Source organism: Pseudarthrobacter albicanus, assembly GCF_018224015.1.
In the GTDB taxonomy this organism is placed as follows: domain Bacteria; phylum Actinomycetota; class Actinomycetes; order Actinomycetales; family Micrococcaceae; genus Arthrobacter; species Arthrobacter albicanus.
In genome coordinates, this window is record NZ_JAGPOT010000046.1 from 1 (window position 1) to 13474 (window position 13474).

Consider the following 13474-nt stretch of genomic DNA (forward strand, 5'->3'; position numbering starts at 1 on the left):
TCCCGGGCCCCGGCCTCTCATTCCCAGGCCGTCAGCGGGCCGCCCAAAGCTCCGAAGAGCGGCCCGGAAGCCGTATCCCATCTCCGGATTGCCCCTTGTTCAGCGCTCTCCTAGGGCACGGTGAGGAAGTCGATGACCTCTTCCACGCGGCCCAGGAGGGACGGTTCCAGGTCGGCGTAGCTGCGGACGGCCCCGAGGAGCTTCTGCCAACCCAGCCCGATGTCCTCCTTGGTGCTGTGCGGCCAGCCGAAGGCCCTCAGGATGCCGGTTTTCCAGTCCATGCCGCGGGGAATCACCGGCCATTTGTCGATGCCCAGGACGGCGGGGCGGATGGCCTGCCACACGTCAACGTAGGGGTGGCCCACGATCAGCACGTTTCCGGCAGCGCCGGGGGATGCCATGACGGCGTCGGCGATCCTGGATTCCTTGGAATCCGGCACGAGGTGGTCCACCAGCACGCCGAGCCGGCGGCCCGGGCCCGGGCGGAACGCCGCCACGGCGCCCGCGAGGTCGTCAATGCCGTGCAGGGGCTCGACGACGATGCCCTCCACCCGGAGATCGTCGCCCCAGACCCTCTCGACGAGTTCGGCGTCGTGCTTGCCTTCCACCCAGATCCGGCTCGCCTTCGCCACCTGGGCGCGCTGGCCCTCCACCCGGACCGAACCCGACGCGGTACGGGCCCCGGCGGGGGCCGGCCTCTTCCGGGGTGACGGCGGCATCAGGCGGATGGGTTGGCCGTCGAGCAGGAAACCGAAGCCGAGCTGGAAGGACCGGGACTTGCCCCGGCGGTCTTCCAGGGCCACGACATGCATCCCGCCGGACTTCTCGACGCGCGTGACGGCGCCGACCCAGCCGGTCTGCACTTCCTCGAGCACCATGCCCCGCTCCACCGGGACCTCGCGCAGTTGCTTCGCGGCGGGGGCGGACAGGTCCTGGGGTCCCCAGTTCTGGTACGACATCTCTTACACACTGCTTTGCACTCGGAATGTACGGGGGTCAGGAAACGATCGGGGCCCGCAGGGCTGTGCCCGGAAACAACTGTGCCCGGAAACACGGGCCGGGAGCAGCGCCTGGAGCGAATCCAATGCTAACAACGCGGCGGCTCATATTAGACTGGTTAGCACTTAGGTATGTCGAGTGCTAACCGCGGGCCGCTTTTGCCGGCCGCCAGCGGCCGGCACCGCATGCGGGACAGCCGATTGGAGGTGGAGCGTGAGCGAACCGCGCAAACTCGAAGTGCTGCGCGCCATCGTGGAGGACTACGTCCATTCCCGCGAGCCCGTTGGCTCCAAGGCACTCGTGGAACGGCACCACCTGGGCGTGTCCAGCGCCACCATCCGCAACGACATGGCGGCACTGGAGGACGAGGGCCTGATCACGGCCCCGCACACCAGCGCCGGCCGGATCCCCACGGACAAGGGCTACCGGCTCTTCGTGGACCAGATTTCGGCGGTCAAGCCGCTTTCCGCGGCGGAACGCCGCGCGATCCAGGCGCTGCTGGAGGGTTCCGACGACCTCGACGACGTGCTGGACCGGACCGTGCGGCTCCTCGCGCAGCTGACCAACCAGGTCGCCGTCGTGCAGTATCCGCTGTTGGGCCGCGCGCGGGTTCGGCACATCGAATTCGTGCTGCTCGCGCCCAGGAAGGTCCTTTCGGTCCTGATTGCGGACACCGGCAAGGTGGAACAGCGCATCATCGATATCGCCCAGGATCTGCCCGACGATGCCGTCGCAGAGCTGCGGGGCCACTTCCTCGGCAGCCTTTCCGGCACCCCGCTGACCCTGCTGCCGCAGAACCTGCAGGCCGTCGTGGCGAGCTGCCAGCCGCTCCGGCGGCCCGCGGCCCAGGCGCTGGCCCGCGGCCTGGAAGCCCTCGCCGCCAGCAGCCGCGAGGACCGCATGGTCATGGCCGGGACAGCGAACCTTGCCCGTTCCAACGTCGATTTCCCGCTGAGCATCGGCCCCGTGCTGGAAGCGCTGGAGGAACAGGTGGTCATGCTCCGCCTGCTCAGCGAGATGGCCCAGGACCCCCGCGGAGTGACGGTGAGCATCGGGCGGGAAAACCCGTACGACGGGCTCGCCGAGGCCTCCGTGGTGGCGACGGGTTACGGCCCGGATGCGACGGCCAAGGTCGGTGTGCTGGGACCCACGCGGATGGACTATCCCACCACCATGGCGGCCGTCCGGGCGGTGGCCCGTTACCTTTCGAGGATCCTCGGACCGTGAGAAACCATTCCTGAAGCCCCGTGACGGACCGGGGGACCGACCCGTGGCCGTCGCACCCGAGGCTTTTGCCCCTAACCGGCAGTACCACTTACCGGCAGTACAACGAGGAAGAGAAACGAATCTTGAGCAGCCATTACGACGTTCTTGGAGTCTCCCGCGAAGCGACGGGGGAAGAGATCAAGAAGGCTTACCGCAAGCTGGCCCGGACCCTGCACCCGGACGTGAACCCCGGGCACGACGCCTCGGACCGGTTCAAGGCCGTCACCCACGCCTACGAGGTGCTCTCCGATCCGCAGAAACGCCGGATCTACGACACCACCGGCAATGAGAACGGCACCGACAACGGCTTCGGCGGGGGCAGCTACGCCGGCCAGGGCTTCGCCTTCCAGGACATCTTCGAGACCTTCTTCGGCGCCGGCGGCCAGGCCGGGCCGGCGTCCAGGGTCCGCCGCGGCCAGGACGCCCTGATCAGCGTACGGATCGACCTCCGCGACGCCGTCTTCGGCGTCAACAAAAAGCTCGAGGTCGACACCGCCGTCACCTGCCCCACATGCCAAGGATCCTGCTGCCGTCCGGGCAGCCACCCGGAACGCTGCGACATCTGCGGCGGCAGCGGCCAGGCCCAGCGTGCCGTGCGCTCCATCCTCGGCCAGGTCATGACCACCGCCGCCTGCGGAAGCTGCGAGGGCTTCGGCACCGTCATCAAGGATCCCTGCAACGAGTGCAGCGGCCAGGGCCGGATCCGCAGCCGCCGCTCGCTGACCGTCAAGGTTCCCGCCGGCGTCGCCACCGGAACCCGCATCCAGCTTTCGGGCCAGGGCGAGGCGGGCCCCGCCGGCGGCCCCGCCGGCGACCTCTACGTGGAGATCCGGGTCAACAACGACCCCACCTACGTGCGCGACGGCGACGACCTGCACGCGAGCCTGAACATCCCCATGAGCGCCGCCGCCCTCGGCACCGAAGTCAGCCTCGACACGTTCGACGGGCTGCAGGAGATCGACGTCAAGGCGGGGACCCAGTCGGGCGAGGTCATCACCCTGCGCGGACTCGGCGTCACCCACCTGCGGGGCTACGGCCGGGGGGACCTGAAGGTCCACCTGCAGGTGGACACGCCCACCAAGCTCGACGCCGGCCAGGAGGACCTGCTCCGGCAGCTCGCGAAGCTGCGCGGCGAACAGTTCACCGATGGCAAGCTGGCCGCTAGCGGCGGCGTCTTCGCCAAGCTGCGGGACCGGCTCGGTAACCTGTAGCGGTGAGCAACCCGGTTTTCTTCACCGCCCCTGGAACCCTCGAGGCGCAGGTCCCCGGTTCGACCTTCGTCCTGGAGGGGGCCGAGGCGCGCCACGCGGTCACGGTGAAGCGCCTCGCCGTGGGGGAGACTGTCGACATTGCCGACGGCGCCGGCAGGCGGCTCACCGGCACCGTCACCGCCACGGCGCCCGGCGAGCTGACCGTGGAGTGCCTGGACGTCGCCGTGGAGCCCCGGCCGGCGCTCCGCCTTGTCCTCGTGCAGGCCCTCGCCAAGGGCGACCGCGACGAGCTCGCGGCGGAGACCGCCACCGAGCTCGGCATCGACGCGGTCATCCCCTGGCAGGCGGAACGCTCGATCGTGCGGTGGAAGGCCGAGCGCGCCGCGAAGGCGCACGCGAAATGGCAGTCGGTTGTCACGGCGGCCGCCAAGCAGGCGCGCCGGGCCTGGATCCCTGAGGTGCGGGCCGCCGTCGACGGCCCCGGGCTGCAGGCGGCCGTGGCCGCCGCGGACCTCGCAGTCATCCTGCACGAGGATGCCGTCCGGCCGCTGCGCCAGGTGCTCGAGGCCTGGCTGGACAGCCGGCCGCGCAGGGATAACGACGGCGGCACGCCCGCCGGACAGCCCCGCGAGATCCTGCTGATTGTGGGCCCGGAAGGCGGCATCAGCCCGCGGGAAGTGACACGGCTGTGCGGCGCCGGCGCCGTCACGGCGCTGCTGGGACATCATGTGCTGCGCTCATCCACCGCCGGGCCCGCCGCGACCGCGCTGGCCAGCGACATCCTGGGCCGCTGGTAACACGCCGGCAGCAGCCCGAGGCTGTTCTAAGGCCGCTCGCGGCTATCTGGCGGCTATCCGGCGGCCGGCCGGCGGCTATTTGACGGTGAAGCCGCGGGTGTCGGGGGTGAGGTCCTGGGCCGGGATTCCCGCTTCGAGCTGGGACACCCGGACCTCGTAAGTTCCCGGGCCCAGGTTCACCGGCAGGGTGAACGCGCCGGGCCGGGCCGTGTCGGCGGAGGCCGTGGCGCTGCCGTCCAGGTACGGGGTCTTGGCGTTGCTGCCGTCGACGCGCAGGACCTCCCAATGCAGCTTCCCGCCCGGAACGGTGCTCCGGCCGTTGATCTTGACCGCTCCGCCGTCCACGGATGCCCCCTCCTGGGGATCGATGATCCACACCGGGGCGACCATCCCCATCCGGCGGGAGGTCGGCGAACCCAGCCGGACGTGGTTGAAGGCGAGGTAGTCGGTGTGCCCGTCCACGAGCACCACCACCTGGATCTGCTGCCCGGAGTCGATGAGGCCGGCGCTGGCGCCGGCCGCCGTCGCGGTGTAGACGAGCTGCTGGACGGCGCGTTCGGCCATCGCCGCGTCCACATTGGAGTTGAAGGCGTCAGCTGACACGTCCACGGTGATCACGTTCTTGCCGGAAATGGAGGTGGCCAGCTTCTTCGGGTTCTGCCACGGCGTGAAGAAGTCCGGATCCAGCGGCTTCTGGGACATCATCACCTTCAGGGCCCGGGTGACGGGGTTGTCCTGCTCCGGCACATCACGGAACTCGCGGTAGAGGAACACGCTGTCGTTGCTCCGGCCGATCCAGTAGACCGGGGCCTTGTTGGCGGCCTGGGTGGTTTCCAGCGGCGCGCTGGTGGTCGGGGCGCCGGCGGGCACCTCGCCGGAAACGGACTGTGAGGGGCTGCCGGAGTCCGTGATACCCGGCTGGGGAGTGGCGACGCAGCCGGAAAGCAACAGGGCCGCGGGCAGGATGAGGCCCAGCACGGCCCGACGCGCGCCTGCTGCCGTTCGTCCAACTCCACGCTGCCTGATGGCCGCTGTCCTTTCCTGGGGCGATTCCTGCCGTGCCCACGGCCGGGTTCCTGCGTGGGATGCCCCGGCGGCGGCCGATTTCCAGCATGGCACACGGGCGCGGACCGGCGGCCGTGTTTTCCGTCCGGCGGACCAACTGCAACGGGAACGATATGAGGCCGATACGAAGTTGATACCTAAAACGGCGGCACGCCGTGCTGGCGTAAGATGGAAGGACCCGCTGCACCCCGGAACGCAAAGGCAAGCACCGAAAAGGCAAGCACCGAAAAGGCAAGCACCGAAAAGGCAAGCACCGTCGGACCGGACCAGGGGGCAGACCATTTCCGAACTGGAGGGGACCAGAGGCCCGCGGGCCAACATCATGACTGAAGCAACGAACGGCAAGGCCCGGATCAGCGCCGGCGGGCGCGCCGCAGGTGAATTTCCCCACTCCCTACCAGGGCTGCGGACGGAGGTGGTCCTGTTCGATGACTCCGATCAGATGGTCCAGTCCCTCGGCAGCCATGACGAGGCCTTGCGGTTCATCGAAAACCAGTTCCCGGCCGTCGACTTCCATGTCCGCGGCAACGAGCTCTCGATCAGCGGGTCCTCCGCCGACGTGCCGCGGATCATGCGCCTGCTCAACGAGGTGCGCGGCCTGGTCGCACGGGGCACCGTCATCACCCCCGCCGTGCTGCAGCAGCTCGTGTCGCTGCTCCGGAGCCAGTCCCTGCAGAACCCGGTCGAAGTCCTGACCACCAACATCCTCTCCACCCGGGGCAGGACCATCCGCCCGAAGACACTGAACCAGAAGAACTACGTGGACGCGATCGACGCCAACACGGTGATCTTCGGGATCGGCCCGGCCGGCACCGGCAAGACGTACCTGGCCATGGCCAAGGCCGTGCAGGCCCTGCAGCAGAAGGAAGTCAGCCGCATCATCCTGACCCGGCCGGCCGTCGAGGCCGGGGAGCGGCTCGGCTTCCTCCCGGGGACCCTCAGCGACAAGATCGACCCCTACCTGCGCCCGCTCTACGACGCCCTGCACGACATGATGGACCCCGAGTCGATCCCCCGCCTGATGGCCGCCGGCACCATCGAAGTCGCCCCGCTGGCCTATATGCGCGGACGCACACTCAACGATGCCTTCATCATCCTGGACGAGGCGCAGAACACGACGCCCGAACAGATGAAGATGTTCCTGACCCGGCTGGGCTTCGGCTCCAAGATGGTGGTCACCGGCGACATCACCCAGGTGGACCTCCCATTCGGCACCCGCTCGGGACTGCGGATCGTCGAGGAGATCCTGCAGGGCATCGAAGACATCAACTTCTCGGTGCTGGATGCCTCCGACGTCGTCCGGCACCGGCTGGTGGGCGACATCGTCAATGCATACGGCATCTGGGATGAAATCCAGAGAAACCGGGTCAAGCACTCCGTGGCCCGGGACAAGCGGGGAGAGCGCGCGTGAGCATCGAGGTCAACAACGAGTCCGGCATCGCCGTCGACGAAGCCGCGCTGGTGTCGCTGTCCCGGTTCATCTTCGAACGTCTCTTCATCCACCCGCAGGCGGAGCTGTCCATCCTGCTGGTGGACGAACCGGCCATGGAGAAGCTGCATATGGAGCTCATGGATGAGCCCGGCGCCACCGACGTGCTGTCCGTCCCGATGGACGAGCTCACCCCGGGCACCCCGGACAAACCGACCCCGCAGGGGATGCTCGGCGACATCGCGATCTGCCCCCAGGTGGCCCAGGTCCAGGCGAAGGACGCGGGACACTCCACCCAGGACGAGATGCTGCTGCTTACCACCCACGGCATCCTGCACCTGCTGGGCTTTGACCACGCCGAGCCGGAGGAGAAGGAAGAGATGTTCGGGCTGCAGCGTGAACTCCTGGCCGCCTTCACCGGCAAGGAAGCCCCTTCAGAGACGATTCAGTGACCCCACCGATCCTTGCCGGCATGGCGCTGGTGTTCCTCGGCTTTGCCGCCCTGCTGACCGCGGCGGAGTCCGCCTTCAACTACCTTCCCCGGCACGATGCCGAGCAGGCAATCCTGCACAGCCGCGGCACCGCGCTGAAACGCGTCATGGCCCAGCCCATGGCCCATATGCGCGCCCTGCGGTTCTGGCGGATCTGGTTCGAGATGGCCTCCGCCGTCGCGGTGACCGTGCTGCTGCACAGCGTGCTGGACAACGTCTGGCTCGCCGGGCTGCTGGCCACCGGGATCATGGCGCTGGTGGGTTTCGTGATCGTGGGGGTGTCCCCGCGGCAGCTGGGCCGCGTCCACTCCGCCGCCCTGGTCCGCTTCAGCGCCCCGCTGATCCATGGGCTCTGTGGAGTGCTGGGACCTATCCCGGGCTGGCTGGTCACCCTGGGCAGCGCGGTGGCGCCCGGCGCGCCGGCCGACAGCGAGGCGTTCTTCAGCGAAGAGGAATTCCGCGAACTCGTGGACCGTGCCACCGAATCCGATGTGATCGAGGACAACGAGGCCGAGCTGATCCAGTCCGTCTTCGACTTCGGCGACACCCTGGTCCGCTCGGTCATGGTGCCCCGGACCGACATCCTCTGCATCGACTCCGGGTCCAGCCTGCACCGGGCGATGTCGCTGTTCCTGCGCTCAGGGTATTCGCGGATCCCCGTCATCGGCGAGGACACGGACCAGGTCCTCGGGATCGTGTACCTCAAGGACGTCGCCGCCGTGCTGCACCGCCTGGGCCCCGGGCAGGAACCGCCCGTCGTCGACGAACTGGCCCGCGAGGTCCGCTACGTGCCGGACTCCAAGCCGGTCAGTGAACTGCTGCGCGAACTGCAGAAGGAATCCACGCACGTCGCGGTCGTGATCGACGAATACGGCGGAACCGCCGGGCTGGTCACCCTCGAAGACCTCATCGAGGAGATCGTCGGCGAGATCGTGGACGAGTACGACACCGAAAGCGCCGAGGCCGTGGCGCTGGGGGACGGAAGCTACCGCGTCAGTGCGCGGATGAGCATCGATGACCTGGGCGAACTCTTCGACCTGGAGCTCGACGACGACGAAGTGGACACCGTCGGCGGCCTGCTCGCCAAGGCGCTCGGCCGGGTGCCGATCGTCGGCAGCACCGTTGACGTCCACGGGCTGACCCTCCGGGCCGACCGGCTGGAGGGGCGGCGGAACCGCGTCAGCCACATCATTGCGGCGGCCGTTGCCAAGGCCGCCGTTCCGAATGAAACTGACCTTGAAGACCTTCTCGACGAGGCCGCACCAATCCAACAGGGAGTACCGCGTGAGCAAGCAGAATAAGTCCGACGGCGAGGCGGCCTATGGCGGCTACCGCGCCGGTTTCTCGGTGTTGGTGGGACGGCCCAATGCGGGCAAATCCACCCTCACCAACGCCCTCGTCGGCAAGAAGGTCGCCATCACGTCGGCCAAGCCGCAGACGACCCGGCACACCATCCGCGGGATCGTGCACCGGGACGACGCCCAGCTGATCCTGGTGGATACGCCGGGGCTGCACCGTCCCCGGACGCTGCTGGGCAAGCGCCTCAATGATCTCGTGGCCGACACCCTCTCCGAGGTGGACGCCATCGGCTTCTGCCTCCCGGCCAACGAGAAGATCGGCCCCGGCGACAAATTCATCGCCGCGCAGCTCGCCGCCGTCGGAAACAAGCCGGTCATCGCGATCGTGACGAAGGCGGACCTCGTGGACCGCCAGGCCCTCACGGAGCAGCTGCTCGCCGTGGCGGCGCTGGGCCGTTCGGTCCTGGGCGAGGAGGGCTGGAAGGACATCGTCCCGGTCTCCGCGGCGGACGGCTTCCAGGTGGAAACCGTGGCGGACGTGCTGATCGGCTACATGCCGCCGTCGCCGCCGCTGTACCCGGACGGTCACCTGACCGACGAGCCGGAGGCCGTGATGGTTGCCGAACTCATCCGCGAAGCCGCCCTGGAAGGCGTCCGCGACGAGCTGCCGCACTCCCTGGCAGTCGTCGTCGACGAGATCGTGCCGCGTGAAGGCCGCCCTGAGGACAGCCCGTTCCTGGACGTCCGGGTCAACCTGTACGTCGAACGGCCCTCCCAGAAGGCCATCATCATCGGCAAAGGCGGCGCCCGGCTCCGTGAAGTCGGCACCACCGCACGGAAGGGCATCGAGGCGCTGCTGGGCACCCGCATCTACCTCGATCTGCACGTCAAGGTCGCCAAGGACTGGCAGCGGGACCCGAAGCAGCTCGTCAAGCTGGGTTTCTGAGCGGTTTCCGGCGCCCGCCGCTCCCATCGTCGCGTCCATCGGTGTTTTCCCAGACGGGGACACTAAAATGGGCTGACTCCCGTTCGTGAAGGAAGGCTCAACAAGTGTCTCGACCCCGTGAAGACCGTGCAGACGGAACCGGCCCGCCGGTTCGGTCCGGCGCCGCTGCCCGGCACACGGAAGATCCTTCCGTAGGCCCGGCCCGGCACCTCGGGGTCGTCCGCCGGACACCCGGCTGGCTGAAAATCGGCACCGCAGTCGTCTCCGTCCTGCTGGTGGGCGTCATCGCATTCGGGGCCTACTGGGCGGTCCGGCTGCAGGGCAACCTCACCACGGCGTCGCTGGGAGCCGGCAGCACCAAGTCCGAGGGTGCCGTCAACGATTCGACGGACCGCATGCAGATCCTGGTCCTCGGCTCGGACACCCGCGACGGGAAGAACGCGCAATACGGCAGCGTCGACGACGCCACCGGCTACGGGCATTCCGACGTCATGATGCTGCTGGACATCTCTGCCGACAACAAACGCGTCAACGTCGTCAGCTTCCCCCGCGACCTGCTGGTGGACATCCCGAAGTGCAAGGACCCGAAAACCAACACGGAGTACCCGGCGCAGAAAGGCGTCATGATCAACGCGGCGATGTCCGAGGCCGGCATCGGCTGCGCCGTGGACACCGTCAACAAGCTCACCGGCCTGGAAATCGACCACTTCATGATGGCCGACTTCAACGCGGTCAAGGAGCTCTCCAACGCCGTGGGCGGCGTGCAGGTCTGCGTCAGCGATGCCGTGTACGACCCGGATTCGAAGCTGCGGCTCCCGAAGGGCACGTCCACCGTCCAGGGGGAGCAGGCGCTGTCGTTCGTCCGCACCCGGCACGCCTTCGGCGACGGCGGGGACCTGGGCCGGATCAAGGCGCAGCAGGGCTTCCTGTCCTCGCTGACCCGGAAGATCAAGGACGACGGGACCTTGTCCAACCCGGCCAGGATGCTGGGGATCGCTGATGCGGTCACCAAGAACCTCACGATCGACGACGGCCTGGCGTCCATCCCCACGCTGCTGGCCGTCGGCAACCGGCTCAAGAACATCGACGTCGGCAAGGTCGCGTTTGTCGCGGTGCCGACCGTCCCGGCCGAGAGCGACCCCAACCGGCTGCAGATGGCCGAGCCTGCCGCCTCGCAGCTCTTCGCGGCCATGCGCAAAAACATCGACCTGACCGACCCGAAGGCGGCGCCGGACGCTTCCGCCGAACCCGGCGCCAGCCCCAGCGCGGAGCCGACCGCCAGCGCCGCCGCCCCGGCGTATGACAAGACCCTGCAGCCCGTCACGGTGGCCAACGGCTCGGGCGTCCCGGCGCGGACCCAGGAAATCCTGCAGGCCCTCACGGCCGGGGGCTTCACCCAGCACGGCCAGCTGACCGCGCGGCCCGTCGCGACGACGGCCGTCTACTACGGCGCAGGGTTTGCCGATGTCGCCGCTGACGTTGCCGCCCTGCTCGGGGTTCCTGCGGCCCAGGTCCTTCCGGCGGCCGGGGTCGCCGGCGTCCAGGTCTACGTGGGCACTGATTTCGCCGGCGGGGTCCCGGCAGCCACCACCGGCGCCGCCCCGGTGCAGCTGCCGTCCGACATCGTCAACCAGACGGCCGGGGACACGGTCTGCCAGCAGGCCAACCCGGCGCTGATCACCCGCTGACCCAAACGGCGGAGGGCCGGCCATCGGGTGAATCCCGATGGCCGGCCCTTCTGTATTGTCTGTTTTCCCAGCAGCTCCTACCAGATGCTGACGCGCTCCCCGGGCGGCATCCACATGCCGTCCTGCCCGGTGACGCCGAAGGCCGCGTGGAACGCGTCCAGGTTCTTCGCGATCGCGTTGGTGCGGAACTCGTTGGGGGAGTGCGGGTCCGTGGCGAGCCTGCGGATGGCTTCCTCACCCCGGATGACCTGCCGCCAGCCCGCCGCCCAGGAGGCGAAGAACCGCTGGACCCCCGTGAAACCGTCCAGCACGGCCGGCTCCTGCCCGTCCAGGCTGATCAGGTACGCCTTGTAGGCAATCGTCAGGCCGCCCAGGTCGCCGATGTTCTCCCCCAGGGTCAGCTTGCCGTTGACATGGTGGCCCGGAGCGGCGCCGGGGGAGAGCGCATCGAACTGTGAGACGAGCCGGGCGGTCAACGCCTCGAACGCGGTGCGGTCAGCCTCGGTCCACCAGTTCCGGAGCAGGCCGTCGCCGTCGTACTGCGAGCCCTGGTCATCGAAGCCGTGGCCGATCTCATGGCCGATCACGGCGCCGATGCCGCCGTAGTTCACGGCGTCGTCGGCGTCGGCAGTGAAGAACGGCGGCTGGAGGATGGCGGCGGGGAACACGATCTCATTGAGCAGCGGATGGTAGTACGCGTTCACGGTCTGCGGGGTCATGAGCCACTTCTCACGGTCCACGGGCTTGCCCACCTCGTCGAGGTGGCGGTCGACGTCGGCGCTGTGGGCACGCTCCACGTTGCCGAGCAGGTCCGCCGGGTCGATCTGCACCGCCGAGTAGTCGATCCACTGGTCCGGGTAGCCGATCTTCGCGCGGAAGGACCCGAGCTTCTTGAGCGCCTCGAGCTTCGTTTCCTCGCCCATCCATGCGAGGCCCGCAATGGAGTCGCGGTACGCCGCGATCAGGTTCGCCACGAGGGACTGCATGCGGGCCTTGTGGGTCTCCGGGAAGTGCCGGGCCACGTAGATCTGCCCGACGGCCTCACCGAGGGCGGCCTCGACGACGCCGACGCCCCGCTTCCAGCGGTCCTTGTTCCGCGGGGTGCCGCTGAGGGTGGTCCCGTAGAAGGCGAAATTCGCGTCGACGAACGCCGCCGGCAGATACGGCGCGGCGGCGCTGACGACCCGCAGGGCGAGCCACTCCTGCCAGACGGCCAACGGTTCCGTGTCCAGCAGCGCTGCCGCCCCGGCGAAGAAGTCAGGCGTGCTCACGATCAGTTCCCCGCGCTTCTCCGGGACAATGCCGGCGGCGTCGAACCAGGTCGCGAGGAGGGGAAACAGCCCGGCGGCCTCCGCGGCGGACTTGAGGTTGTAGGTCTTCTGCGGATCGCGCAGCGTGACGTTGTCCCAGTGGTGCGAGGCCAGGGCCGTCTCAAGCGCCACGACCCGGCCGGCGGCTCCCTCCGGATCGGCCACCCCGGCCAGGCCGAGCATGGTCTTCACATGCCCGCGGTAGGCCTGGATGATCGGCGCGAACTTCTCCGTCCGGTAATACGACTCATCCGGCAGGCCCAGGCCGCCCTGGCCGGTGTAGAGCAGGACCCGGTCCGGGTTGCCGGCGTCCGGGGCGGGATAGATGTAAAAGAGCCCCGGGACGTCGGCCCGGAACAGGCGCCCGGCCAGCGCGATGAGTTCCGTGACCGAGGTCGTGGCGAACACGCCGGCGAGCCGTTCCCGGAGGGGTTCCAGGCCTTTGGCCTCCACCGCGGCTTCGTCCATGAAGCTGTTGTAGAGGTCCCCGATCTTCCGCTCGATGCCGGTGGCTGCCCCGCCGCGGCCGGCCGCTTCCTCGATGATGGCCTTCACGGCCAGCTCCGAGCCGTCGCGCAAGGCGGTGAAGGTGCCCTCCAGGGGGCGGTCATCGGGAATCGTGGTGCTCTTGAGCCAGCCGCCGTTGACGTGCAGGTACAGGTCATCCTGCGGCCGGACGCCGGCGTCGATAGTGGACAGGTCGATCCCCGAAAGTGGCACAGATGCTCCTTTGAGAGGCAGCCCGGCACCGAAGCTGGCAACGGCGGCAGGTCTGCATAATGGACATAGCGGTGGTATGGCTCCTTCATCTTACGCACCCGTGTTACTGTAAAAAGGTGCGCGCAGAACTGCTTCTTCTTAGCTGCCGCGGCGAGGCCTCAGACGCGATCTAGCGCAAGGCCCACCCTCGCTGCGGAGTTTGTGTTGCCCGGCCACCCTTTCATCAAAGAATCACAGAAAAGGCCCCGATAGTA

Annotated in this window: 11 protein-coding genes; 8 read left to right on the plus strand and 3 right to left on the minus strand. The window is 68.5% G+C overall.

Going from position 1 to position 13474, the window contains the following annotated elements:
- Window positions 1-110 precede the first annotated feature (110 nt).
- Window positions 111-959 (minus strand): DUF3097 domain-containing protein, encoded by an 849-nt coding sequence (locus J9611_RS11575; protein ID WP_211880302.1) that lies wholly within the window; start codon window positions 957-959, stop codon window positions 111-113.
- A 253-nt stretch (window positions 960-1212) separates the two neighbouring features.
- Here J9611_RS11575 and hrcA point away from each other — a divergent pair, with 253 nt between their 5' ends.
- From hrcA to J9611_RS11590, 3 genes are all read left to right on the plus strand, one after another.
- Window positions 1213-2226, plus strand: coding sequence for a heat-inducible transcriptional repressor HrcA (gene hrcA / locus J9611_RS11580; RefSeq protein ID WP_211880304.1), 1014 nt, complete (start codon window positions 1213-1215; stop codon window positions 2224-2226).
- Window positions 2227-2348: 122 nt separating this feature from the next.
- Window positions 2349-3476 (plus strand): molecular chaperone DnaJ, encoded by a 1128-nt coding sequence (dnaJ, locus tag J9611_RS11585; protein WP_211880306.1) that lies wholly within the window; start codon window positions 2349-2351, stop codon window positions 3474-3476.
- Window positions 3477-3478: 2 nt separating this feature from the next.
- Entirely contained in the window at window positions 3479-4273 is a 795-nt protein-coding gene (locus J9611_RS11590; RefSeq protein WP_211880308.1) for a 16S rRNA (uracil(1498)-N(3))-methyltransferase, read from the plus strand.
- 75 nt (window positions 4274-4348) lie between these two features.
- Here the strand turns inward: J9611_RS11590 and J9611_RS11595 are convergent, their stop codons facing one another.
- Complete coding sequence (locus J9611_RS11595) at window positions 4349-5251, minus strand: GerMN domain-containing protein (RefSeq protein ID WP_211880310.1); 903 nt, start codon at window positions 5249-5251, stop codon at window positions 4349-4351.
- Between the two features lie 409 nt (window positions 5252-5660).
- Between J9611_RS11595 and J9611_RS11600 the strand changes: the two genes are divergently transcribed.
- From J9611_RS11600 to J9611_RS11620, 5 genes are all read left to right on the plus strand, one after another.
- Window positions 5661-6749: a PhoH family protein gene (locus J9611_RS11600; RefSeq protein WP_211880312.1), complete on the plus strand. Its 1089-nt coding sequence runs from the start codon at window positions 5661-5663 to the stop codon at window positions 6747-6749.
- Entirely contained in the window at window positions 6746-7219 is a 474-nt protein-coding gene (gene ybeY / locus J9611_RS11605) for an rRNA maturation RNase YbeY (RefSeq protein WP_211880314.1), read from the plus strand. Before J9611_RS11600 ends, ybeY begins: the two co-directional genes overlap by 4 nt.
- Complete coding sequence (locus J9611_RS11610; RefSeq protein ID WP_211880317.1) at window positions 7216-8559, plus strand: hemolysin family protein; 1344 nt, start codon at window positions 7216-7218, stop codon at window positions 8557-8559. The genes ybeY and J9611_RS11610 overlap by 4 nt, the downstream gene beginning before the upstream one ends.
- Window positions 8543-9502, plus strand: a complete 960-nt coding sequence (gene era / locus J9611_RS11615; protein WP_211880319.1) for a GTPase Era — start codon at window positions 8543-8545, stop codon at window positions 9500-9502. The genes J9611_RS11610 and era overlap by 17 nt, the downstream gene beginning before the upstream one ends.
- 104 nt (window positions 9503-9606) lie before the next feature.
- Window positions 9607-11190 carry an LCP family protein gene (locus tag J9611_RS11620; RefSeq protein ID WP_211880321.1) on the plus strand — a complete coding sequence of 528 codons (1584 nt, stop codon included), beginning with the start codon at window positions 9607-9609 and terminating at the stop codon, window positions 11188-11190.
- A gap of 77 nt (window positions 11191-11267) precedes the next feature.
- On the opposite strand, the gene J9611_RS11625 is transcribed toward J9611_RS11620, so the two are convergent.
- The gene (locus tag J9611_RS11625) at window positions 11268-13220 is read right to left on the minus strand and encodes a M13 family metallopeptidase (protein WP_211880323.1); all 1953 of its coding nucleotides are present in this window, start codon (window positions 13218-13220) and stop codon (window positions 11268-11270) included.
- Window positions 13221-13474: the final 254 nt, after the last annotated feature.